This is a genomic window from Sphaerimonospora thailandensis, from assembly GCF_016863115.1.
Lineage (GTDB): Bacteria > Actinomycetota > Actinomycetes > Streptosporangiales > Streptosporangiaceae > Sphaerimonospora > Sphaerimonospora cavernae.
This window is the reverse complement of the sequence record NZ_BOOG01000069.1, coordinates 1-24,030: the sequence shown is the minus strand read 5'-3', so window position 1 is coordinate 24,030 and position 24,030 is coordinate 1. Positions and strand designations below refer to the sequence as shown.

Here is a 24,030-nt window from a genome sequence, read left to right as displayed (position 1 = left end):
GACATATGACATTTAGCCCTGGGTTGTCACATCGTTGGGAATAAGCTTGCCTGAAACGAGACACTGGAGGTTGGGGATTACATGGGCCTGAGCAACGAGAAGATCATCGACCAGGTCAAGGAGCTTCTATCGGGTCGGATCGTAATCCCCTCGATCCAGCGAGACTACGTGTGGTCCCGAAGCGACGTGCGCGACCTTCTGGACTCCCTGTATCGGGGATACCCCGTCGGTGCACTGCTGTTGTGGAAGACCTCCCAGGAACCGCCGTTCAGAAAGGCCGGCGTGGTTCAGACCGAGAACTCGAAACACACCCCGCTCTATTTATTGGACGGTCAACAGCGGCTGACCTCTCTGGCATGGGTCTACCGGCCTTCCTCGAAGGCCGACGGCAAAACCATTGACGTGCGTTTCGACCTTGAGCACGAGGAGTTCATCAATCCCAACGCGGTACAGAAGAAGAACCCGCTCCTCATTCCCGTGACCAAGGTTCTCCAAGATGATGTCGAAATGTTCTTGATACTGGAAGAAGCCGGCATCGCTCCAACCCATCCGTTCTTCCAGGAGTACTACAACAGGCTGATCCGACTCAAGGGCGTCCGGGAGAACATCATTCATGTGATCACCCATGAGTCAAATGACTATGAGGAAGTCGCCGACATCTTCGCCAGAGTTAACAAGGGCGGTCGCAGGCTCTCCAAGGGCGATCTGGTCTACAGCGCGATCGCCGCACGGTGGTCAGAGGGGCTGGATACCCTAGAAGCGTTCCACCAGAAGCTGCAAGGCATCCAGTTTCCTCTCGACCGGGAGGCGGTTCTCAGGCTAATGAGCCTCCTGGCGGGCACCGGAGCGAAACACATTCAGTTGCTTCGCAGAGAAATGGACGGGGACGCACTCAAGGCAGCCTGGGCGAACACCGAGACAGCACTCATGTGGGCTGTTGACTTCTTGCGCGGCGAATGCGGCATCCCCCGCTCAAGGATTCTCACGTCGCCGAACGTGGTTGTCGCGCCCGCTTATCTGCTGTTTCGCAGACAAAACGAGCTCGCTCCTGGCGAACCGGAGATGCTGCGCAGATGGGTCTACACGTCGATGGCCTTCAGTCACTACTCCCTACAGGTCGAGACCAAACTCGACGCGGAGGCCCGACTTATCGACACTCGGGGCGGTGCGGAGCTGTTCGACGAACTCATCCGTAGGGCATCTGGTCCTCGCTCGGTCGGCACTCCGATACACCCCAAGGATCTGGAGCAGAAGTATGCAAGCAACGCGTTCTTCAATCTGCTCTATATCGCTGCCCTCCGCACAGGAGTCAAAGACTGGAAGACGAACATAAAGATCATCGACCAGCCTCTGAATTCATCTTCGGCTATCGAATACCATCACGTTTTCCCCCAGACAAAGGTGCAGGGAACCTACCCCAAGGAACTCTGGAACAGCATCGCGAACCTAGCCTTCATCTCCGCTGAGACCAATAAGATAATCAGCGCCAAGTCTCCGGAGATCTATATGCCCGCCGTTCCCGAGGAGCGCCTCGAAGAGCAGTGGATTCCCTTGGATCCCGAACTACGTAAGCTCGAAAACTTTCCTCAGTTCCTGGAAGAACGCCGTCACCTCCTCATCAGAGTTCTCAACGAAATGCTCGGACTGCCGCAATATCGGCAGGGGATGGAGTGGCAAGACGACGGCGAACTCTTCGACGAGGCGAACGACACTTACCCGGGCCCTAGTCCGAATGGCCCCACCCTGTTCTGACACAACGTCCCGGGCGGTGGGCGGAAACCACAGCTACGTTCATGGCAGCAATAGGCGAATCCGGTGGTGTGTTGGGGCTGACCTGTCAAGCATGCCGCGGGATAGGACAGACAGTCGTTGTACTGCCTGCCGAATTGCGCTCATATGAATCAAGGCCGACCACCACACCCGCCGTACCAAGCGAACTCGCCAACCCCAGCGCCACACCGCCGCACAGACACAGCCCTACGATCGCCCCGTCTGGGCTGGCCTCCGTGTTGGTCGGGGGCGATCGACGCCACAGGGTTCGTTCCTCACCCTGTGGCACCGAGCAACTAGGCAGGGGCACAGGGGGGCATATTGAAGCCTGATCCTGCTGCACCCTTTCTCGGCATGCGACGCGTCTCGTACCCGGGCGTGTTGCCGAACCGGAGATCGCACCGCGACCGCAGACAGCGCCCCTGCGAGCGGCATCCGGACGAGCCCTGGATACAGTCCCAATTGGAACGCTTACGCGGTGGTCGGCGGCTTGGAGATGACTCCGGATAGGTAAGCGGACCCCTCCAGGATCTGGGGGGTGAGCTTGATCCCGGTGAGGTGCTCGATCAGGACAAGCCCTGGCCCCCGGTAGAGCTCCCACTTGTGCTCCCCGCAGTCGCGATCGAGCTGCTCCATAGTCTCCACGAGTTCGTCGGGAACCTCGGAGAAGCCCTCCTGAGCCCAGAAAGCGAACCGGATCTCCCCGTCTTCCACCCAGCGGAACTCCTCCAGGCCCTTGATGTCGAGGCGGTAGAGGGAGACCAGGCGGGTGCCGGCCGACAACGGCACGATGAACTCGTCGTCGGCGCCGAGCCAACTGTTGTACTGCGCGACGAACGCCCAGTCGCCGACGGTCGTGACCGCGACGAACTCGGTCTTGTAGTCGTAGTAGCCGCCAGCGTTGATTGACTCATCGAACGTCATCCAGGAGAAGTCTTCTGCTCGGCCACCCATCCGGGCTACGAGCTGCTCAGGTGTGAGCCCGCGCACGAGGATGAAGCTGAAAGCCTCCGCGAAGCCGGAGTTGGTGAACCAGGCGTAGTCGCCAGGGGGAGTGATCATGCAGCGATCATGACAGAGCCTACCGACACAACCCGCCGAGGAAGCGAGAACAGGGGCGGACACCAAGATCCGGATCATGCGCGGAATGATCTTCGCTTACCCGCAGCGGGCAAGGCTCATCCCCTGAGGTCAGAGCCAGGAAATCCCCACAACTACCGCTCCACTTCTAATCCGACGGTCGGGGGTTCGAATCCCTCAGGGCGCGCTCATACCGATGTCGGCAGCGGGCCGCCGTTCCAGGTCACGGCATCGCTGAAGGCAGCGATGAGGTCCGCCTCGCCGCCTGACGCGTCGGCGTAGGCACGGTGGATGTTGAGCACCAGGCGCTCGGCATCCGCCCAGTCAGCGAACTCCCCCAGGTCGGTGTCCCGCGCGACGGCCAGCGGCGTGAGCCCGTTCTCACGCCCCTTTCGAGCGGTTTCGAGCACGAAGCGGTAGTAACGCTCGTGGGCGGCGAGGATCTCCGGCAGCTCGCTCGCGCCCGCGAGCGGCCCGTGTCCCGGCACGATGTACTCGGGTTCGAAGCCCGCCAGCCAGTCCAGCGAACGCAACGCCCCTTCCAGCGACCCCATCAGCACCATCGGCGTGAGCCCATTGAAAAGCAGATCGCCGGCGAACAGCACGCGCTCGTCGGGAAGCCACGCCACGACGTCCCCGGCGGTGTGCGCAGCATGGCCGGGGTGCCGAAGCTCGACCCGGCGCCTGCCCAGATAGAGCGTCAGCTCGGATCGGAACACCGCGGACGGGGGACGGCGCGTCACGTTTCCCCAGTTGGGTACTGACGTCCAGAACGGCGGACATCCGTCGATGACGTCATCGGCCAGCAGCGCGTTCCGCATCGCCTCGTGTCCGAAAATCATTGTCTGGTCCGGCAGCAGACAGTTGCCGTAGGAGTGATCCCCATGCTGGTGGGTGTTCACCGCCGTCCGCACGGGAGCTCCGCCGGTCACCTCGGCGACCGCTTCGAGGAAGCGGCGGGTACGCTGCTCGGTCGCGCACGTGTCGACGATCAGGACGCCGTCATCGCCCACCACGGCTCCGGCGTTGTTCAGCCACCAGGTGCCGTCCTGCTGTACCCAGGCGAAGATCCCTTGGCCTACCTCGTGCAGTCTCGCCGCATCGGCTTGCTTCACCACAACCACAACTCCATTCGCACAGTCCGGGCCCCAGTAGATGATCTCCCTTCTCATACGAAGACCGGCTCCAACGCCTGTGCCGAGGGATATATATGCGCCGTCCGGGATGACGTCGAAGATCTCACGAGACCGATTCGTTCTCCATGCGGCAGCGCCGCCCGCTGACAGAGTGCCGCGTCGTCGGCATTGGATTGCTCTGTCATCGATCCTCCAGGACCTGCGAGGTCAACCGACCCAGATGATGTCCACCACACGCACCACGTAGGCCGAGTCAACCGGCACATAGGTGACAAAGCCCCGCCCCTGCCCGAAGTCCGCCCGCCGAACCATCGGGTCGTCGGTGCTCATGGTGGTCAGCGGATCGTACGGATCGTCACACACCACGGCCATGCCCTTGGCCAGGGCGTCCAAGGCTTCCTCGGGGAACCCGCCGAGCTGGGACAGCGCCCGCTCGGACAGGTCAGGTCTCCACGTCACGATGCGCGACGAGCACGCTCGTCGGCCAGGGCATCCTCAAGCTGTGTGTACCGTCCCACGCCGGCTTTGGCGGCCCTGATCGCCTCGTAGTAGCCGGGCTGGTTCGCGGCCACGACCACAAGGTGCCAGCGGCGAAGCAGCAGCCGCAGCGCCGGGTACTGGGCGACGTCATCGCGGGCGGCCTCAACCGCGGCCTGGTACTGGCGGAGGAACTCGCCGCGCTCCCGTTCCGGTAGTCCCCGCAGGATCGCCTTGGGGTCCTCGGGCTCTTCCATGTGAACGGGTTGGGCGCTCATGAGGGCATTGTATGCAGGGCGCTCAGAGCCGCCCGCCCATCCACCGTGATTGGCATCGAGATCTCCCTCGCCGTTGTCTCTGGTGCGCGCCCCTGTCGGTACGACGGACTGGCTCCTCCCATCACCTGGCACGCTGGGACGTCCGGTCGCCGGAAGATGCTCGTGTGGCCGAGGGAGTAGCGGCCCTGCCGCGGTACGGCACAGCGCACGAAGACAGCACCCGACAGAACGGCAGGGACGGTGCCAGAAAGAACGACACAAGACAGCACGTCACGGGACCTATCGGCATAGACCAGGGGATTTTCATCCGCGTACTCCGGGATGTGATGCCGAGATGCCAGAGCGCCCCCTCGGATCCGAGGCGGCTGCCGAAACGTCACGCCACCTGAGCACCTCACGGTCCGAAATTCTCGACGGTGGGAGACACGGCCTGGCGCGCCACGCGGTAGCGGAGGTAGATGACTCTTGAGCTGAAGGTGCGGGTCTCGACGAGTTCGAGATCCACCCGGCGCTCGCGCTGGGGAAAGAATGGCATGCCACCGCCAAGCAGCACCGGGTAGACCCTGGCCCGGTGCTCGTCGATCAGACCCAACGCGGCGGCCTCGGCGGCGAGAGTCGCGCCGCCGATCGCGATGTCGCCCTCCCCCGGCTCGGCTCGCAACCGCTCGACCTCCTCCGCCAGGCCGCCGGACGCCAGACGGGCATTGCCCTGCACCGCCGACAGCGTGGTGGAGAACACCACCTTCGGGAGCGCCTTCCAGATCGCGGCGAATTCGAGCGTTGAGTAGTCGAGCGACGGGTTCTGGTCGGTGGTCTCCCAGTACAGCATGGTCTCGTACAGCCGTCGTCCCAGCAGATGGACGCCGACCCTGCGTACCTCGTCGGTGGCGAGGTTAAAGACCTCCTCGTCGGGTGCCGTCCAGTCGAAGGAGCCGTCCGGCCCGATGACGTAGCCGTCCAGTGACACGGCCATCGAGTAGGTCACGCTGCGCATCAGAGGTCCTCCTCGGTAACTGGTTCGACAGTACGACCGCCGGATTCCGCGGGACTCATCACGGCTCGCGGAATCCCCTCAGTCCTGCTCGGTGCGGGCGCGGCGTACGTGTACGTCTGCGTTGCTGAAGTCATGGCCGGGACAATAGATCGCCCCACCGACAAACCGGCGCGGCAGATGGTCGATGCAGTCGAGCGGCGCGGGGACGGTGCTGGCCGTCCTCTGCTAGCGCCGGCGTAGGCGGGGGTCTCGGTGTCGCGGTTACACGTGCTGCGGTTACCGCCACCGAGGGTCCCGGCATCGGATCAGGGCAGCGCGCGGTTGACCGTGGCGACGTAGCGGTGGAAGGCCTCGGTGCGATTGGCCGGGTTCTCGATCCAGGCGCGGCCCAGCTTCCCCCCGGCGAAGAACCGCTCTCGCTGACCGCGGCTGATCTCCAGTTGGACTCCCATGCCTCTGCGGTTCTTGTTCACGATGTTGCGCGGGCTCACCCCTGCGACCTCGGCGGGCACCGAGGTCGCGACGGTGAACCCCGCCGCACGCAGTTCGGCACTGACCGTACGGACAAGTCTCCTGTCGCGTCCGCCGACGTACGTCGTCGCCTCGGCGCCTGTGGTGGCGTGCCAGGAGACGGTGTAGTCGACCGTTCCTACCAGCTTGACGGCCCTGGGCTCGTCGAAGTGGGTGGCGGTGATGTGGAGCTCCTTGTTGCCGGACGGCTTGAGTCCCTCGAAGGAGTAGAAGGCGTACCTGCTCGCCGCGGCCGCGTCGGCCAACTGTGTGGTGGGCGGCTCGATCGCTCCGCCGTGGATGGCGATGTGCGCCACTCGCGCCCCACGTGGAAAGCGCTGTACGCGACGGTAGTCCTTCCCTTCGTCCTGGTGGGCCGCGAGCTCCCCGAAGTCGGGATATGTATCGGCCGGGGCGGCTTGGGCGCTGTCGCAGGACGTGAAAACGAGTACGTTCGCCGCGACGACGAGTAGCACTTTCTTCATGAGGCAGGCTCCCTCCCCTTCGCCGCCGCCTATGATCGGCGGAATGACCGTCCCCGCTGTACGGGCCAGCGCCCGCGTTCTGCTGGTCGACCGCGACGACCGGCTTCTGCTGTTCCGTTTCCGCGCCTCCGACGATCTGTCCGCCTCCCACGTCTGGGCCACGCCCGGTGGTGGTGTCGACGACGGAGAGACCCTTTCCCAGGCGGCGGTGCGCGAACTGTTCGAGGAGACCGGTCACATCCTGGCTCCGCAGCGGCTGGGTCCGGTGGTGGCCGTCTCCTCCGGTCCTGCCCAATTCGGCGAGCTCACCCTGGACGCTGTCGATTCGTTCTTCTTCACCCGTGTCGACCGTCTCACGCCGGCCCCTTCCACTCAGGAGGCCCACGAACGCGAGGCGATCGCCGCACACCGCTGGTGGACCGTCCACGAGCTTCAGACCACCTCCGACCTCGTCTTCCCCGTCGGCATCGGCGCGCTTCTGCCCCGGCTGCTCGCCGGAGACCTTCCCGCGGAACCGGTGATCCTGCCCTGGCGCCCGGCCTCCTCCCAGTAAGCCCTCCGGGACCCTGTGGGATTGCGCCGGTTCTGATCTTCAGGCCACTATGACCAGGCCGGGAACGCGGAATGGGAGCGCGGAAAGTGCGTCGTGAGGAACTGCCGGAGAACATCGGCGAGTACCGTCCCCAGTCGCATCTCGCGACCGGCGGCATGGGCCGGGTCTTCCTCGCCCTCGATCCCGAGGGGCGGACCGTCGCGGTCAAGCAGCTCCATCCCGGCATCGCCCATGAGAGCGGCATGCGGGAACGGCTCAGGCGCGAGGTCGAGGTGATGCGGAAGATCCGCAGTGCCCGGGTCGCCGAACTGGTCGACGCCGATCTGGAGGCCGACCCGCCGTACATCGTCACCCGCTACGTGCAGGGCCGTACGCTCCGCGACCACGTCGAGGCGGAGGGCCCGCTCGGCGGGGACGCCCTGCTGCGGATGGCGTACGGCATCGCCGAGGCCCTGGTGGCGATCCACGGCGCCGGTCACGTCCATCGCGACCTCAAGCCGTCCAACGTCATGGTGGTCGGCGGTGAACCGGTGGTCATCGACTTCGGGATCGCCCAGGAACAGGACGCGACCCGGCTCACCCACGACGGCGGAGCGATCGGCACGGTCGGCTACGTCCCACCCGAGGTGCTGGAGGGGGCGGTGGCCGGCCCGCCCGCCGACGTCTTCGCCTGGGGGGCGACGGTCGCGTACGCGGCGACCGGAAGGCCGGCCTTCGGCACCGGTGGCATGCAGGCGGTCGCGCTCCGCGCCTACCGGGGTGCGGCGGATCTGGACGGCGTCCCCGGCGAGCTCCGCCCGCTCCTGACCGCGGCGCTCGCACCACGGGCGGAGGTCCGCCCCGACGCCGGCACCCTGATGCGTGCCCTGGCGGGCCGGCCCGCCGACTTCGCGATGGACCCGGCCGCCGTCCGGCCCGTCCCGGCACCCGGGTACGGCACCGCAGCCGGACCCGGCATCGCCGGACCCGACACCGAGCCGGTACGCCCCGGGAGGAGACGGGCGCTGGCCATCGGCGCGAGCGTGGCGGCCGTGGCCGTACTCGTCACCGGAGCACTGCTCGTCCGGCAACTCGGCGAGAAGAGCGATCCACCGCGGCCCTCGCCTTCGCCCGTGGCCGCTCCGTCCCGGCCGTCCTATCAGGAGACCATCGACAACGGGCAGGCGGGAGAGCGGCTGATGGATTTCCTGGCGGCCAACGTGGGCAAGAAGGTCCTCATCTTCGCTCCGCTCGATGCGGAGATCACCCCTTACGCCGGCGACGGCGAGGACTTCGACTCGTTCGGTGAGAACGACAAGGCGCTGTTCACCTTCTGGCCGCGATGCCGCGAAAAGCTGAACCCGGGTGAGCAGCCGACCTCCGCGAAATGCGTGGGCGTCCAGGTCACCATCCTGGGAGAGCAGCCGGCGCCGGTGGGCCTGCTGTATACCAACGGGTTCTATCGGGTCCAGGGAAATTTCGAGGTGTCGATGGTCGGGACCAACCAGGGCATCCACGCCTTCACCCTCAAGCCCACCGAGGCGGCCTGACGCACTACGTACCGGAGGAGACGAGTGATCAAGGGAAACCCGCAGCGGTTCAGGACCGGACGGGCATGGCGCTACTGGCCGGTGGCCGTTTCCGGCATTGCTTTGACTCTCGTAGCCGGAGCCCATCCGGTTGACGGCGACGACCTGGAGAAAGACAGATCAGTCATCGAGCCGACCGGTGGTGGCGGGGCGTCGAACATGACCGTCATCGAAAAAGACCAGGTCATCGATGCCGACACGTTCGATCAGACGGACAGTCCAGCGTGGCCGCTGGTCGAGAGGCTTCGAAGCACACCCCCTCAGAACGGCAGGTGAAGCCGCGGCAGCTGAGGCCACACGAAAACCGATCGCCTGAACGCGACGCCGGTGAAATACTCCACCAGCGTGACAGCAGACTCCGCCGCGATCCTGACCGTCGGTGACCGCGACCCCGAGTTGAGCGAGAAACTTGACGAGGCGCTGACCGCGTTCAACGAAGCCGCCACCGGTACGGCCCACGGCGACTCTTTCTCCGTCAAGGTCACCGACGAGGACGGTGAGCTGGTCGGCGGATTGACCGCCTGGACCTGGGGCGGACTCTGCGGCATTTCGCTGCTCTGGATCCGCGAGGACAGCCGCGGGCACGGATGGGGCAGCAAGATCCTCCAAGCCGCCGAGGCGGAAGCCGTACGACGAGGTTGTGACCGAATCGCCGTCTCGTCCTTCACCTTTCAGGCCCCCGGCTTCTACCAGCGGCACGGTTACGTTGAAACCGGCCGGATGCTCGGCATTCCCGGCGGCCACGAAGACGTGCACCTGTTCAAACGACTGGCCGTTTGAAGCCTCCGGCGGGGCGTTCCGACTTCGGGATGGCGCCCATCAGCGAGGGTCCGACGTTCACCGGCCGACCACCGCCTTGGGCAGCGGTCAGCCGGTGAGCGCGTCGCCGGCCGTCTCAGCGATGCAGGGAGGCGAAGAGCGCCACCCATTGGTCGGGATGGACGAACGCCACCACCTCGTCACGAGCGACGCCCGCCCGGTCGAATGCCGCGTCCACGCCGTCGTACCGCCGACTGAGCGAGGCGTACAGCGAGCCGCCGACGCCGGAGAACCCCAGCTGGACCAGGTCCTGCCAGGCGCCGCCATCGGCGACCAGTGGCTCGGGACGGCGCTCGATCCGCAGGATCGCCGAGTCGACGGAAGGGATGGGCCTGAAGCTCTCCCTGCCGATCCTGCCGAGCAACTCCCAGTGGAACCACGGCCAGCTCTTCACCGTCACCAGGCTCCACCTGCCGAAGTCGCCGCTGCGCTTGCGGGCGTACTCCAACTGGGTGACCAGTGTGGCGGACGTCAGCCACGGCGCCCCCAGGCACCAGTCCACGATCTGCGAGGTGATCGAGTACGGGATGTTGCCCACCACCGCGAACGGTGTGCTCGGCGGTCGCATCCTGGTGAAGTCACCCTTGACGATCTTCAGTTTGGTCTCGGCCGTCTTGGCCGTCGTGGCCCTGAGTTTGGCCACCAGAAGAGGGTCGATCTCATAGCCCACGACCTCGGCGCCCGCCTGGACCAGCGCCATCGTGAGCATTCCCTCACCGGCGCCCGGCTCGAGCACGAGACCACTCGGTCGTGCCGCTTTGACCAGCGTCTCTACGGCGTGCCGGTCCACCAGGAAGTTCTGCGAAAGCTCACGCCGCGCCCGATCTCTGGGCGTGCGACCCCCGTCGTTGTTCCTGACCTTCTTCTGAGTGTGCGAATAGTTTCCGTGCGCGAAGTTCTGCGCCACAGCAAAAGCCCCTTCGGGTCCTCGAGATGGATGGAATCTCGATGGGCCCTGGGCTCGCGTCCTGCGAAGCTAGCGAGCCAGAGCCCGGCTGCTGCGCAGACGAATGAAGTACATACAGTGCATGTGGTCAGGCTATGGATGATCAGCCGAGGTCGCGACCCATTTTCCCGCCGAGATCACGGAAGGCCACGACCGCACCGCATACGCGCTGCCGGAGGCCTCGGCGTCTGATGTCCTCATCTCAGGATGGGTGTCGCCGAACCGCAGGTCCTCAACGGTTCCCGTGATCCCAGGGGTATGGATCAATCTAAGCTGGCCTCATGGCACGCCGCAGACTGCAGTCGATCACAGTCGAGGGATACACCTCGATTCGCTCGGCCTGCGTCGAGTTGCGTGATCTCAACGTTCTGGTCGGCGCCAACGGTGCGGGCAAGAGCAACTTCATCTCCGCCCTCGCCATGCTCGGCCGTATCGTCGACGGAGAACTCAACCTTTTCGTGGGCCAGGCCGGCGGCGCCTCCGCTCTGCTCCACAACGGCTCCAAAGGTGACGCACGGATAGCCTTGCGGCTGGACTTCACGCCGAACGAGTACGAGGCGACGCTCATCCCCGCCGCCAGGGACGAGCTGATCTTCGGCGAGGAGGTCATCCGGTTCCACGGCGAAGGCCATGCCAGATCGTTCGACGCCTCGCTGGGGCGGGGACACCGGGAGACCCGCCTGCTGGATGAAATCGGCCAACGCAGCTGGTCATCCGTCGCCGGACACGTGGTGGACATGCTGCGCGGTTGCCGGGTCTTCCACTTCCATGACACCAGCTCGAACGCCCCCGTCAAGCAGACGGGATATACCTCCGACAACATCGCGCTCCACCCAGATGCCGGGAACCTGGCCGCCGTCCTGCTCCGTCTGCAGCAGACCGACATCTCCTCCTACCGGCGGATCGTGCGCACCATCCAGCAGGTCGCCCCGTTCTTCCGGGACTTTGTGCTCGTCGAGGAGAGTGGCCGGTTGCGGCTGCGCTGGCGGCAGGAAGGCTCCGACGTGGTCTTCCCCGCCGACGCGCTGTCGGACGGGACTCTGCGGTTCATCTGCTTGACCACCTTGCTGAGCCTTCCCGACCTGCCCAACCTCGTCGTGCTGGACGAGCCGGAACTCGGCCTGCATCCGTATGCCATCGTGCAGCTGGCCGACATGCTGCGTGCCGCCAGCCGGGACAGCCAGGTTCTCATCGCCACCCAGTCGGTGACGCTGATGAACCAGTTCGAACTCGACGATCTCATCATCGTCGAACGTGCCGACGGAGAATCGGTCTTCGACCGTCCGGATGCGGAGCAGCTACGGGACTGGCTGGCGGACTACTCGCTGGGCGAACTGTGGGAGAAGAACCTGCTCGGCGGCAGACCACAGGCCGAGTCCCGGTGATCGGAATGCGCCGACTACACAACTTGTGTGAGGGCCAGACCGAGGAAACGGTCGTCAGGGAGATCATCGAGCCCTACTTCGAGAGCACCGACGTCTTCGTTACAAGATCTATCTTCACCACTAAGCGTCCCGCAGGCGGCACATACTTCAAGGGAGGACTGTCCAACTGGGGAAAGCTCGCTTCAGAGATCCGTCTTCTCCTACGCGACTCCTCCATCACTGTGCTGACAACGCTGCTGGACTACTACGGGCTTCCTGCCGATGTCCCGGGAATGGCGACCCGTCCGTCCAGCTCGCCGTATGATCGGGTGGCTTATGTCGAACGTGCAATGGCCGAAGCCATCGACGATCCTCGCTTTCTTCCCCACCTTGTCCTCCACGAGATCGAGGCATGGGTACTCCTCGGCCACGAAGCCCTCGGCGAGCTCACCGGCGATGCCGTGTTGGCCTACGCCGCCCAAGCGATCGTGACTGAAGCTCTGGGTGCCGAACTCGTCAACGACGGGGCCGAAACCTCCCCCTCCAAACGGCTCCTGCGCCTCTACCCGCGTTACCGCAAGACCTCTGACGGACCACTCGTCATAGCCGAGGTCGGCATCGAGGCCATCAGAAAATCCTGCCCTCATGCCGACGCTTGGTTCACAGCGGTCAGCACCATTCTCACGAAACAACTGTGACCGTTCCAGATGCCCGCGTCGATGTGCTCATGATGCGCCACATTAATGGGTGACCAGGCCGGAACCTTACGATGTGCCACGGCGGGCGATCAGGTGCGTGAGTGAGATCTGCACCGATTTGGTGGCAGAGGCCCATGGTTCGGCCTTGAGATGGGTGAGGTCGGGGCTGCCCCGGTCGGCCGAAGACCCGCGGCCGGGCCGGCAGGCTCAGGCCGCGGGTGCGGTTCCGGGCGGAGCACGGCGAGCCGCCGCCGGGTCAGGCGATGCTGCCGGACCAGTGGTTCGCCGCCGACTTGTAGACGCCGTAGGTCTCGCCGTCGAAGTACGGCGAGACGCTGGTGTCGATCCGGTCGTTGCCGTCGGTGTCGGAGACGCCGCTGGTCACACCGTTGAGGTAGCCGAGCCGGCGGGCGCTCTTGTAGTTGAGGAGCCACGCCGAGCCCGAGGAGCCCTCACCGGTGAAGGTGCACTTGATCCCGACGAGCTCCTCGGCCTTCACCTTGGGCGCCTTGGCGCCGAAGGTCTTGCCGTAGCACCACTTGACCGTCTGGCCGGAGTAGGCGTAGTTGCCGTCCGGGTGCGACCCGCTCGGGTAGCCGAACACGAAGACCTTCTTGCCGAGCTTCTGGTTGTAGGCCAGGCCCTGGCCGCCGACGTTGTCGCCCAGACGGCCGGCGTCGGTGAACTTGACGATGTAGTACTTCCCGTGCTTGATCTTGCGGATGTACGGGGCGTACTTGTTGTACGTCGCCCTGTTGACCTGCTTCCAGTCCCATTCGGCCTTGTTCAGCCAGTTCCCGGAGCCGGCCTTGAGGCCGTTGTAGACGGTGACGAACGCGTAGTCGCGGTCGCCGTCCTCGTAGACGTCGAAGTCGTAGTGGGTGAAGGCCTGCTTGCCGACGTAGATGCCCCACGGCGCCTTGCCCTGGTAGTAGCCGGGGATGAACACCCAGCGAGACAGGGTCGCCTTGTTGCTCTCGGTGTCGTACACGCAGTGGCCGGCCGTGGCGACCAGGTTGCGGTACTTCGACTGGACCGAGGTGGCCGAGCACCAGTGCGGCCTGCCGTCGGCGCCGCGGAAGAACACCTTGCCCGTGGTCCTGGGCAGGTTGACGTTCTTCGACGTGCCGCCGGACTTCTTCTCGTCGCCGATGGCCGGCACGGTGCCGGGCCTGCTGTCGGCGGACGGCCCGCCCTTGGACACGTGCTTGGCGACGACCAGCGTCTCGTACGGCGTGGCGTTGATGAGGTTGGCCGCCTTCTCGTTCAGCCAGTAGGCGATGACGTTCTTGGCGGCGATCCCGCTGGCGGCCAGCGGGTCGGAGGCGACGTCGCCACGGGCCTGGGCGGGGGTGGCGGCGAGTATCCCGCCGACGAGGCCGACGGCGGCTAAGCCGCCGGCCGGGATGGCCAGACGCTTGACTCGGGACTGCATGGGAGCTCCTTCAACGGAGAGAGGGTGTGCGCGGTGAAGATAAGCCGCCACGGTTGCAGCACACTTACAAGCCACCGACCCGCGCCCATGCACAAGGGCAGGGCTGGTGGCGGTTTGCCGGGCTTGTTATCGTCGGCCATGCCGGGCTGCGGGAACGCTCGGCGCGAAACGCCGGAGGCGGGACGCCCGGCGACGGCAGGACGGCGGGAAAACGTGGGCTTGATGGACCGCATCCGCGGTGAGTTCATCGACATCGTCGAGTGGACGGACGACAGCAGGGACACCATCGTCTGGCGCTTCCCGCGATATGAGAACGAAATCAAGATGGGCGCCCGGCTGGTGGTCCGGGAATCTCAGACGGCCGTCTTCGTCAACGAGGGCCGCATAGCCGATGTCTTCGTCCCGGGGACGTACGTCCTCGAGACGCAGAATCTGCCGATCCTTTCGACGTTGAAGGGCTGGAAGTACGGCTTCCACTCGCCGTTCAAGGCCGAGGTCTATTTCGTCAACACCCGCCAGTTCACCGACCTGAAATGGGGCACCCAGCACCCGATCACCCTCCGGGACCCGGAGTTCGGCATGGTGCGGCTGCGGGCGTTCGGCGGGTTCGCCGTGCAGATCGTCGATCCCGCCGGGCTGCTGCGCGAGCTGGCGGGGACCGACCCGCGGTTCCGGACCGAGGAGGTGCGGGAGTACCTGCGGCAGATGATCGTGGGCCGGCTGGCGAACGCGCTGGCCACGGCGAACATCCCCGTGCTCGACCTGGCGACCCATCAGGACGCGCTGGGCACCCGGCTGGCGGGCGTCCTCACCCACGAACTGGCCCCGGTCGGCGTCTCGGTGCCCACGTTCATCATCGAGAACATCTCCCTGCCGCCGGAGGTCGAGGCGGCGATCGACACGCGTGCCCGGATGGCGATCGCCGGCGATCTCGACCAGTACACCCGGTTCCAGACCGCGAACGCGATCGGCGACGCCGCCCGCAACCCCGGCGGCGCGGGCGAGGGAATCGGCCTGGGCATGGGAATGGCCATCGGCCAGCAGTTGGTCGGCCGGCAGTTGGCGGACGGACTCGCCCCGCAGCCCCGACCGGCGCACGCCGCCCCGGCCTCCCCTGCCGCCCCGGTCGGCGGGCCGCCGCCGCTCCCGGCGCAGCAGCAGACGCAGTGGTACGTCGCCGTCAACGGCACGCAGCATGGGCCGTACGAGCCCTCGGCGCTGCCGGGTCTCGTGGGCACGGGCGTGCTGACCCGCGCGAGCCTGGTCTGGCGGGCGGGCATGTCCGCCTGGCTCCCGGCCGACCAGGTCCCCGAACTGACCCAGGCGCTGGCCAGCGTCCCGCCGCCGCTGCCCCCGCAGGCGTAGGAAACGCCACCCCGGCGTGACGAGCGCCGCGCATCTCTTCCCCCGGCAGTTCCCCGGGTTCCCCCGCAATCTCCCCCAATTCCCCCTGTGCACCTCCGGAGTATCGACCGTGTCCGATCCGAACATCGCCGGCGCGGCGCCCGCCCGCTCCTATCCCTGCCAGGCGTGCGGCGCCACCCTTGAGTACGCCCCCGGCACGCGGATGATGCGCTGTCCGTACTGTCGGCACGAGCAGCCGATCGCCCACGCCGGGCGGGAGGTGCGGGAGCACGACTACGCCGAGCTGGCCCAGTTGCCGATCAAGCCGCGCCGGCTGGCCGGCACGCTGCACGTGTTCGTCTGTCCGGGCTGCCACGCACGCACCGAGAGCGACACACTGTCCGAGAAGTGCCAGTTCTGCGGCACGCCGCTGGTCGCCGAGGCGGGCGCCACCGAGCGGATCGTGCCCGAGGCGATGGTGCCGTTCGGCATCGACCGGAACGGCGCCCGTGACGCGCTGCGCAGGTGGACGTCCTCCCGATGGTTCGCCCCCTCAAGCCTGAAGAAGGTGACCGAGGCGGAGACCTTCAAGGGGAGCTACCTGCCGTACTGGACCTACGACGCCGACACGGTCTCCGACTACACGGGCCAGCGGGGCGACTACTACTGGGAGACCGAGACCTACACGGTCACCGAGAACGGCCAGACCCGGACCGAGACCCGCCAGGTGCGCAAGACCCGCTGGCGGCACGCCTCCGGAACGGTCTCGCGGTTCTTCGACGACGTGCTCGTCGCCGGGACCAGCCGGGTGGCCGCCAGGCAGCTGGACAAGCTCACCCCATGGCCGCTGGAACGGGTGATCCCGTACCAGGAGGAGTATCTGGCGGGTTTCCAGACCGTGCGTTACGACATCGAGCCGGAGAGCGGTCTCGAGCTGGCCAAGCAGAAGATGGCCGAGGTCATCGAGGACGACTGCCGCCATGACATCGGCGGGGACGAGCAGCGGGTCAGCTGGGTCGACACCCGGTATTTCGATCTCACCTTCAAGCTGGTGCTGCTCCCGGTGTGGTTCCTCACCTACCTGCACGGCGGCAAGACGTTGCAGGTGATGGTGAACGCGCACACCGGCGAGGTGATCGGGCAGCGACCGTACAGCGCCATAAAGATCACCGCTGCCGTGCTCGCGGCCCTGGCCGTCATCGCGATCATCGCCGTCATCATCCTCAAGGCCCAGTCCGGCGGGTGACTGCCACGTTTCAGGTCCCGCCACCTGCGACGTTCCGGACCGCGGTCTGGCGGTCGAAGACGATCTCGCCGCCGAGTACGGTGAGGTCGATCGGCAGGGTGGGGATGTCATGGGGGTCGATCGCGCGCAGGTCACCACCGAGGACGCACAGGTCGGCGACCTTCCCCACCTCGATGCTGCCCTTCCAGGACTCCGCGAAGTCCTGGCGGGCGGCGTTGATCGTGTAGGCGCGGATGGCGGTGGCCAGGTCGACGCACTGCTCGGGGCCGCTGGGCCGGCCGGTGGCCCGTGACTCGCGCAGCAGCATCGCGGCGACGCCCTGCCGCCAGTTGGGCTCGGTGATGGGGGCGTCGGAGCTGGCGCAGACCGCGAGCCCGGCCTCGGCTGCGGAGCGGACCGGCCACTGGTAGTCCGAGCGTTCCTTGCCGACGACCTCGTCCATCAGGTCGGCGATGGTCCACTTGATGGCCGGTTGCATGTTCACCGAATACCCGTGCTCGGCCAGCTTGGCGAGGGTCTCCTCGGAGGTGAAGTCCGCGTGGATCAGGTAATGCCGGGCGTCCGGCCGGGGGTGCGCCCTGTTCGCGGTGATGAAGGCGTCGGTGACCGCGTCGATCGTCCGGTCTCCGGTGGCGTGCACGCCGACCTGGTAGCCGGCGGCGTGCGCGATGCGGACCATCTCGGTCAGCTCGGCCTGCTGCAGCGCCGCGTCGGCGCCGTGCACGCACAGGGAACCGTGGCCGCCGGCCGCGCCGTACGCCTCGTGCATCCAGGCGGTCTCGTTGGGCGGCACACCGTCCGCGAAGATTTTGACGCCGATCACCGCGAGCAGCTCCGGGTCGACCTCGGACGGGATGGCGGCGAGGTCGCGCAGTCCTGCGGTCACGTCGGCCGCCGAGCCGCCCATGGGGGCGGGCAGCAGCAGCACGCGGACCCGGGCGTCCAGTTCTCCGGCCCGGGCCAGCTCGACGTACGCCTCCAGGGACTCGGTGCTGAGCCCGCCGCCGAGAATCTCGACGCCGCCGGGGCCGAGGCCCGGCTCGGTGTAGCTGGTGATGCCCTCGGCGTGCAGCGCCGCCACCGCCGACCGGATGGCCTGCTTGCGCAGTTCCACGGTCGCGGGCGGGAGATGCCGCTGCACCAGGGACATCGCACCCTCCCGGAGCAGGCCGGTGGGCTCTCCGGCCGCGTCGACGTCGATGACGCCGCCGGGAGGAGGTGAGGTGTCGCGGGTGATGCCGGCGATCTCCAGCGCCTTGGAGTTGACCCAGAGCATGTGTCCGGAGAAGTCGGTCAGACCGACCGGGTGATCTGGTGAGACGGCGTCCAGGTCGCGGCGGTGCGGGCGGCGGCCGGAGTCGTCGAGGCATTCGGCCAGGTAGCCGAGGTCCCAGCCGAGGCCGGTGATCCATTCACCGGCGGGGGTGGTGGCGGCGGCCTGCCGTACCGACTCGGCGATGTCCGCGATCGAGCGCACCGCGGGGTGGCCCACGGCGAGCGCGAACGGCGGCCGGGTCAGGCCCCACGCGGCCGCGTGCAGGTGCGAGTCGTTGATGCCGGGCAGGAGGGTGCGGCCCGCGAGATCGATGACCCGCGTGTGCGGCCCGGCCAGCGCCTCGATCTCGGCGGTCTCCCCGACCGCGAGGATGCGCCCCTCGCGTACGGCCACCGCCTGCGCGACGGAGAATTCCGCGTCGACGGTCAGGACGTCGCCGTTGACGAAAAGCAGATCCGCGGGGCCGGTCATCGCCGTGAGTCTCCAGGTGTTCGGCGGGAAAGGTGCTGGTCCGGAGACGACTGTATGGGCCCAAACGACTCCGGTCAACGCCTCAGGACGTCACCGTGATTCGGCGGCATCGGTCGCCGGCATCGGTCGGCGGCTCAACACGCGCCGTACGCGGGGACCGTGCCTGCGCCACCATGCCCGCGCCCAGAGCACCTGGATCACGACGACGGCCAGGACCACGGCGACGGCGTCCAGCACGGCGAGCGGGTCAGAGGGGGAGAGAAGTCCGGCCACCGCCCGGGAGAGCAGGGCCAGCGTCACCGGCAACGTCACCGTGAAGGCCACCCCCAGGCAGATCGCCGTACCCACCACCAGCAGCACGGTGTAGACCCGAAGATTGCGGCGCTCCCGGCTCGGCAGCCCGGCGAGCGGGTCGCGGGAGGGACGGCCGAGCATCCGCAGCGCCAGGTGCCGGAAGTACGCGGAGGCGTCGCCGTACATGTTGCGGCAACCCATCAGGTCCTGGAGCAGGAAGTAGACATCGGTCCGCATGAACACCAGGAACTGGGTGGCGAGCATGGTGAGCGAGGTCAGCACGATGAGCGACAGCGCCGGGTGAGGCCCCACGACGGCGGTCAGGATGAGCGCCGCCGAGCAGGCCGCCGCGTCCGTCGCCATGCCGGCGAGATAGACCGTCAGGCGGATCCGCCGCTCCGCCAGCCACACACCGGACACCTCGGTCTGGACGGCCAGAAACTGCAGCCGGGTGCCGAGCCGGATCCTGCCCGGCACGCCGACGGCCCTGGCGGTCGTCAGGTGGGCCAACTCGTGCAGGAAGATCAGCGTCCAGCCGACGGCGACCTGCGAGACGAGGACGAGCGTGCCGTGCTCGCTCCACAGCAGATCGCGCCAGCCCGGCACGTTCTCCGGCCGCAGCGCGGCCACCGCGATCCCGGCCACGATCCCGGCCGCGATCACGAGGCCGACGGCCAGGTGGAGCAGCGGGTTCAGCGTCCACCGCACATGCCGGGCGCGCAGCCGGGAGAAGGACGGGACCCGCGCCGGACCGCCGGGCACGGGTCGCCCTCCGGCGGTGTCCACCATGCCGAGCTCGCCGAGTGTCCGCACGAAGTCGTGGATGTCGAACTCGGCGCCGGTCTCGGCGTGCAGTCGCCGTTCGGCCTCCTCGACCGTGGCCCCCTCCAGGAGCAGCCGGATGGCCCGCATGCCCTCGTACGGCACGGCGACGAACTCGTCTCCGTCCACCCGGCCGACGATCCACTCCTGTCCGTCCTGCCGGAAGCCCAGCTCGCGCAGGCGCACGGTCGTTCCAACGGACACCGGGGTCCCGGCCGACGCCCGCCCGGGGTCATGGCTCACATCGGCCTCCAGATGTGCCCACTGTCCCCCCCTGCGCTCAGGGGCGGAAGGTCCCGGTGTGGTGGGAGTGGTCGGGCAGAAGCTCTCGCATTCGACGGGAGACCGACGGCGGCGGCAGCGGGACGACCTCCCGGTCGAAGTAGGGCAACAGGTCCTCTCCCCGGTCGTACAGTTCCCGCATCGCGTCGAGGCAGGGAACGATCACGTCGGGATCGGTGACCCGCCGGCCGCCGACGTGGCCGCCGCTGTCGTCGTAGAGCACCTCATACAGGAGCGACGGGCCGAACACGACGAGTTCCGGCAGCGGTGCGATGTGCTCGAACTCCCGTACGGCCGCCGCGGCGAGCACCCGGGGACGTTCGCCCGCGGCCGCGCGGACCGCCAGGGCGTGCATCTCCCACTGCAGGTACGGCGTGAGCGGCCGCTCCACGATCCGGACCCGGCAGAAATCAGGCCGGATGCGGTAGAACTCGGTCAGAGTCGGCCCCATCTCCTGGAGCAGGGCGAGCGAGTCCTCCCATTGCCCGGCCATCATCGCGCGCCAGCTCGCCACATCCGGCTCGTAGAAATCCTGGGCTCGCTCGAGTTTCCACACCGTGGCGGTGGCGCGCTCCAAGTCGTCGGCGAACTCGGCCTGATAGGCGTCGACCGGCAGGATCCGCCCCTCGGCATCCCGCACCCTTTCGAAGACGTTCAGAGAAAACTCCATTGCTCCCTCCACGCATTAGTTCCTCTGGTCCCGAGGCGCGGGTCCCGGCTTCGGCTCGCGGTGCACCGGAGTGCGAGACACCGGAAAGCAGGACACCGGAGAGCGCGGCATGGATACGTGTTCCGCCTGCGCGTACCGCCCCTCGCCTGCGGCGTGCGGGCCTGCCGAGCGGGTCGCGCCCGCACGCCGCCGCTCCTCGCAGTCGAGTCAGTTGCCGGTGCTGTTGCTGTCCGTCGTCGTCTCGATCTTGTCGAGCCGACGAATTATGATCTTCATCTTCGCGGGCGGGGTCGCCGTTTCCACCTGCTCGACCCTGCGCTCGTGCTGACTCATCCGGTTCCTTCCGTGCAGGGGAGGGACAAGGATGTTCTCGCGAGAACACCTCCATGCTTGGCTGGTTTACCGCACCAGTCAAGATCTATAGCGAATAGTCATGGGAGATCGAGTTCGGTGCGGCTCCCGCAGATCGGACAGTCGGGGCGGGGCGGGTGCCGGACCCACACATGATGGTCGGGGGCGACCAGGTTGACTCCCTGGATGGTGCCGACCGGCGGCAGGGGAACCCCGGTGAGCAATCCGAGCACCGCATGCGCGACGAGCTGGCCGGAAAGACCGGCCGACGTCGCGATCGCCCCCGGCCCGCCGAGGTCCACCGGGGTCCTGGGACGGCGTCTGGCCTCCTCCCCCGCGCTCAGGCACTCGTAGCACGTGCCCACACCCGGGGCGAACATGCCCACCGTGACCAGAGGACCGTTGTACCCTCCGCCCGCCCATGGAATGCCGGCCGCGGCGCATGCCCGGTTCGCCCAGACCCTGATGCGGTGCCCATCCGGCCGGTCGGCGCACAGCGCGAGCGCGTCACAGCCCGTGATCAGATCGCCGAGGTCTTCGCGGCTGGAGATCCGCAGCCGCTCACCGGTGACGGTGATGTCGGAGTTGACGGTCCGGAGCCGGGCGACGGCCGCGTCCGCCTTGGGACGTCCCACGTCGTCCTCGCAGTAGAGGATCTGCCGGTTGAGGTTGGAGAGCTCGACCAGATCCGGGTCCACGCAGTGGATGGCGCCGACGCCGGCGGCCGCCAGCGCCCACGCCGCGTGGCTGCCCGTGCCGCCCAGCCCCAGCACCACGACCCGCGCCGTTTTCAGCCGGAGCTGCGCCTCCCAGCCGTGGCCCCGGGGCGCGAGGTCGACGGCGCGGAAGAACGCGTGGTTCCTGCTGTAGCGGTCGAGCTCCCGCTCCTCCAGCTCGCCCGGCGGCATCGCGGCCACGTCCTCCACGTACCCCGACGCGACCAGTTGCTCGACGATCGAGGCGGCGTCGGGCACCTTCGGGTGGGCGTCGCTCAGCCTCTCGGCGATCTGCCCGGGAGATCGGGTGCCGTCCATCAGTGACAGAGCCGTCCACACCCAGCCGTACGGATCCTCGATCTCGGCCGCGATCCCGTAGACCTCGCCTCCGATGCGGATGGTCCCGTCGTCGTATCGGTGGGGCCGGTGCTCGAGCTTCACCCGGGGAAGACGCACCAATTGATCATGATTTGTCATGACTGAACAAGTCAAGACCGGATTGAAAGGACGGGCCGCCGTCGGACACGTCAGGACTCGTCGCGTGACGCCGCGATGATGGTGACGAGTCCCAGCACTGTCCCAGCACTGTCCCAGCACTGTCCCAGCACGGAGACGCCCGGTTTGCGATGCGTGCTGCGCGCCCCGGTCGGCGAACTGCTCCAGCCGACCCTCGCGGACCTGGGAGAACTGGTCGCCGAGTCCGGTCGAGCCGGGATGGGTGTGGACCTGCGTGAGGAGCTCACCCGGGGCCGGGTCTTGTCGATTTCCTTGCCAAGGGCCGGGTACGGACGACCGAAATATCACCCTCTGTAGTTATATCAATGCGCTACGGTGATCACGGATTGTCCGGATTCGACAGAGTTTGAACGTCCGCCGAAGTCATTGACCGGCACGGGTCCGGATTGCGAACGTCCACCCGTACCACCCATGCGCTTCCTGCCGACCGCGCCGCCGTCGCGCCACCGCACCCGGCCGCACCGGCCGCGCTCGCGCAGGTCTCGCGTCGATGTCCCGCCGGCCCCCCGACGGTCACGGCGGTCCCCCCGCATCGTCCGAACAAGCGAGGATGAACATGAGAGGTTCCCCCCGAAGACTCGGCAGACTCGGCAGGTTCGCTCCGGTCGGTGTCGCCGCGGCGCTGGCCCTGCCCCTGGCCGCCTCGATGACGGTCGGGCTTCCGGCCTCGGCGAGCGCACTGCCCGCCACGTCACAGGCGGTCGCGGCGAATGCCGTACCGGACATTTCGCTCGACAACGTCAAGGGGCATCTGCAGCAACTCCAGTCGATCGCGAACGCCAACGGCGGCAACCGCGCCCACGGCCGCTCCGGATTCAGGGCGTCGGTCGACTACGTCAAGGCGAAGCTCGACGCGGCCGGCTTCACCACCACGGTGCAGTCGTTCAGCTACAACGGCGCCACGGGATACAACGTGATCGCCGACTGGCCCGGCGGCGACCCCAATGACGTGCTCATGCTCGGCGCGCACCTGGACAGCGTGACGGCAGGCCCCGGCATCAACGACAACGGCTCCGGATCGGCCGGCATCCTCGAGGTGGCGTTGGAGGTGGCCCGCAGCGGCTTCACTCCGGGCAAGCATCTGCGGTTCGGCTGGTGGGGCGCCGAGGAGCTCGGCCTGCGCGGGTCGAACTACTACGTGACCAACCTGCCCAGCACCGAGCGGTCGAAGATCAAGGCGTACTACAACTTCGACATGATCGGCTCACCCAACCCGGGCTACTTCATCTACGACGGCGACGACTCCGACCGCACCGGTTCCGGCCCCGGCCCGGCGGGCTCCGACTACCTGGAGCGGGTGCTCCAGGACTACTTCGCCTCGATCAACGTGCCCACCCGCGGCACGGACTTCGACGGCCGCAGCGACTACGGACCGTTCATCCGGTACGGCATCGCCGCCGGCGGCACCTTCACCGGCGCCGAGGGCCGCAAGACCAGCGCCGAGGCGCAGATGTGGGGCGGCACGGCCGGCCAGGCGTACGACCGGTGCTACCACAGCTCCTGCGACACGATGTCGAACATCAATGACACCGCACTGAACCGCAACGCCGACGCCATCGCCTACGCGGTGTGGACGGTGGCCGGTTCCGGCCGGCAGACCGACGACTTCTCGATGGCGGTGTCGCCTGCCACGGGCTCGACCGACCCCGGCAGCTCGCTGACCACGACCGTGTCGACCACGGTGACCAGGGGCAGCGCCCAGACGGTCGCGCTGTCGGCCAGCGGCCTGCCCGGCGGAGCCACCGCCACGTTCACCCCCGCCTCGGTCACCGCCGGCGGTTCCGCCACCATGACGATCGGCACCACAGCCGCCACCCCCGCCGGCACCTACCAGGTCACCATCACCGGCAGGGGCACCGACGCCACCCGGACGACGACCTTCGCCCTGACCGTCACCGGCGCCGGCGGCGGCGCCTGCCAGGGATACGC

Annotated in this window: 23 protein-coding genes; 10 read left to right on the top strand and 13 right to left on the bottom strand. The window is 67.2% G+C overall.

Annotated elements, in window-relative coordinates; translation table 11 throughout:
* Window positions 1-81 precede the first annotated feature (81 nt).
* Window positions 82-1,752 (top strand): GmrSD restriction endonuclease domain-containing protein, encoded by a 1,671-nt coding sequence (locus Mth01_RS26440; RefSeq protein ID WP_204018673.1) that lies wholly within the window; start codon window positions 82-84, stop codon window positions 1,750-1,752.
* Window positions 1,753-2,241: 489 nt separating this feature from the next.
* Here Mth01_RS26440 and Mth01_RS26435 read toward each other — a convergent pair whose 3' ends face one another.
* From Mth01_RS26435 to Mth01_RS26410, 6 genes are all read right to left on the bottom strand, one after another.
* A complete protein-coding gene (locus Mth01_RS26435; RefSeq protein WP_204018672.1) occupies window positions 2,242-2,832 on the bottom strand; it encodes a DUF6461 domain-containing protein in 591 nt (196 codons plus the stop codon).
* 206 nt (window positions 2,833-3,038) lie between these two features.
* Window positions 3,039-3,965: an MBL fold metallo-hydrolase gene (locus tag Mth01_RS26430; RefSeq protein WP_239090023.1), complete on the bottom strand. Its 927-nt coding sequence runs from the start codon at window positions 3,963-3,965 to the stop codon at window positions 3,039-3,041.
* Between the two features lie 228 nt (window positions 3,966-4,193).
* Entirely contained in the window at window positions 4,194-4,445 is a 252-nt protein-coding gene (locus tag Mth01_RS26425) for a hypothetical protein (protein WP_204018670.1), read from the bottom strand.
* On the bottom strand, window positions 4,442-4,741 hold the full coding sequence (locus tag Mth01_RS26420; RefSeq protein WP_204018669.1) for a DUF6247 family protein: 300 nt from the start codon (window positions 4,739-4,741) through the stop codon (window positions 4,442-4,444). The genes Mth01_RS26425 and Mth01_RS26420 overlap by 4 nt, the downstream gene beginning before the upstream one ends.
* A gap of 394 nt (window positions 4,742-5,135) precedes the next feature.
* Window positions 5,136-5,735, bottom strand: a complete 600-nt coding sequence (locus Mth01_RS26415; protein ID WP_204018668.1) for a dihydrofolate reductase family protein — start codon at window positions 5,733-5,735, stop codon at window positions 5,136-5,138.
* A gap of 305 nt (window positions 5,736-6,040) precedes the next feature.
* Window positions 6,041-6,730, bottom strand: coding sequence for a poly-gamma-glutamate hydrolase family protein (locus Mth01_RS26410; RefSeq protein ID WP_204018667.1), 690 nt, complete (start codon window positions 6,728-6,730; stop codon window positions 6,041-6,043).
* Window positions 6,731-6,773: 43 nt separating this feature from the next.
* Between Mth01_RS26410 and Mth01_RS26405 the strand changes: the two genes are divergently transcribed.
* From Mth01_RS26405 to Mth01_RS26390, 4 genes are all read left to right on the top strand, one after another.
* The gene (locus Mth01_RS26405) at window positions 6,774-7,283 is read left to right on the top strand and encodes an NUDIX hydrolase (RefSeq protein WP_204018666.1); all 510 of its coding nucleotides are present in this window, start codon (window positions 6,774-6,776) and stop codon (window positions 7,281-7,283) included.
* An 86-nt stretch (window positions 7,284-7,369) separates the two neighbouring features.
* A complete protein-coding gene (locus Mth01_RS26400; protein WP_204018665.1) occupies window positions 7,370-8,812 on the top strand; it encodes a serine/threonine-protein kinase in 1,443 nt (480 codons plus the stop codon).
* Window positions 8,813-8,836: 24 nt separating this feature from the next.
* A complete protein-coding gene (locus tag Mth01_RS26395) occupies window positions 8,837-9,127 on the top strand; it encodes a hypothetical protein (RefSeq protein WP_204018664.1) in 291 nt (96 codons plus the stop codon).
* 69 nt (window positions 9,128-9,196) lie between these two features.
* Complete coding sequence (locus Mth01_RS26390) at window positions 9,197-9,631, top strand: GNAT family N-acetyltransferase (protein ID WP_204018663.1); 435 nt, start codon at window positions 9,197-9,199, stop codon at window positions 9,629-9,631.
* Window positions 9,632-9,746: 115 nt separating this feature from the next.
* Here the strand turns inward: Mth01_RS26390 and erm are convergent, their stop codons facing one another.
* Window positions 9,747-10,463: a 23S ribosomal RNA methyltransferase Erm gene (gene erm, locus Mth01_RS26385; protein ID WP_407695980.1), complete on the bottom strand. Its 717-nt coding sequence runs from the start codon at window positions 10,461-10,463 to the stop codon at window positions 9,747-9,749.
* Window positions 10,464-10,897: 434 nt separating this feature from the next.
* Between erm and Mth01_RS26380 the strand changes: the two genes are divergently transcribed.
* Both Mth01_RS26380 and Mth01_RS26375 read left to right on the top strand, forming a co-directional pair.
* Complete coding sequence (locus tag Mth01_RS26380; protein WP_204018661.1) at window positions 10,898-12,001, top strand: AAA family ATPase; 1,104 nt, start codon at window positions 10,898-10,900, stop codon at window positions 11,999-12,001.
* A gap of 5 nt (window positions 12,002-12,006) precedes the next feature.
* Window positions 12,007-12,678: a DUF4276 family protein gene (locus tag Mth01_RS26375; protein WP_239090024.1), complete on the top strand. Its 672-nt coding sequence runs from the start codon at window positions 12,007-12,009 to the stop codon at window positions 12,676-12,678.
* 256 nt (window positions 12,679-12,934) lie between these two features.
* Here Mth01_RS26375 and Mth01_RS26370 read toward each other — a convergent pair whose 3' ends face one another.
* Window positions 12,935-14,113, bottom strand: a complete 1,179-nt coding sequence (locus Mth01_RS26370; protein WP_204018659.1) for a trypsin-like serine peptidase — start codon at window positions 14,111-14,113, stop codon at window positions 12,935-12,937.
* A gap of 222 nt (window positions 14,114-14,335) precedes the next feature.
* Between Mth01_RS26370 and Mth01_RS26365 the strand changes: the two genes are divergently transcribed.
* Window positions 14,336-15,478 (top strand): SPFH domain-containing protein, encoded by a 1,143-nt coding sequence (locus Mth01_RS26365; RefSeq protein ID WP_239090022.1) that lies wholly within the window; start codon window positions 14,336-14,338, stop codon window positions 15,476-15,478.
* Between the two features lie 109 nt (window positions 15,479-15,587).
* Window positions 15,588-16,703: a CpXC domain-containing protein gene (locus Mth01_RS26360; RefSeq protein WP_204018657.1), complete on the top strand. Its 1,116-nt coding sequence runs from the start codon at window positions 15,588-15,590 to the stop codon at window positions 16,701-16,703.
* Window positions 16,704-16,713: 10 nt separating this feature from the next.
* Here the strand turns inward: Mth01_RS26360 and Mth01_RS26355 are convergent, their stop codons facing one another.
* The 5 genes from Mth01_RS26355 to Mth01_RS26340 form a co-directional block, all read right to left on the bottom strand.
* Complete coding sequence (locus Mth01_RS26355; protein ID WP_204018656.1) at window positions 16,714-18,450, bottom strand: amidohydrolase; 1,737 nt, start codon at window positions 18,448-18,450, stop codon at window positions 16,714-16,716.
* A 90-nt stretch (window positions 18,451-18,540) separates the two neighbouring features.
* The gene (locus Mth01_RS26350; protein WP_204018655.1) at window positions 18,541-19,809 is read right to left on the bottom strand and encodes a hypothetical protein; all 1,269 of its coding nucleotides are present in this window, start codon (window positions 19,807-19,809) and stop codon (window positions 18,541-18,543) included.
* Window positions 19,810-19,846: 37 nt separating this feature from the next.
* Window positions 19,847-20,518: a DUF6879 family protein gene (locus Mth01_RS26345; RefSeq protein ID WP_204018654.1), complete on the bottom strand. Its 672-nt coding sequence runs from the start codon at window positions 20,516-20,518 to the stop codon at window positions 19,847-19,849.
* A gap of 207 nt (window positions 20,519-20,725) precedes the next feature.
* Window positions 20,726-20,851, bottom strand: a complete 126-nt coding sequence (locus tag Mth01_RS30235) for a hypothetical protein (protein WP_275409036.1) — start codon at window positions 20,849-20,851, stop codon at window positions 20,726-20,728.
* Between the two features lie 98 nt (window positions 20,852-20,949).
* A complete protein-coding gene (locus Mth01_RS26340; RefSeq protein WP_204018653.1) occupies window positions 20,950-22,041 on the bottom strand; it encodes a HesA/MoeB/ThiF family protein in 1,092 nt (363 codons plus the stop codon).
* A gap of 616 nt (window positions 22,042-22,657) precedes the next feature.
* Between Mth01_RS26340 and Mth01_RS30230 the strand changes: the two genes are divergently transcribed.
* Window positions 22,658-24,030, top strand: a 1,373-nt coding sequence (locus tag Mth01_RS30230; protein WP_204018652.1) for a M28 family metallopeptidase, incomplete at its 3' end; no start/stop codon positions are given.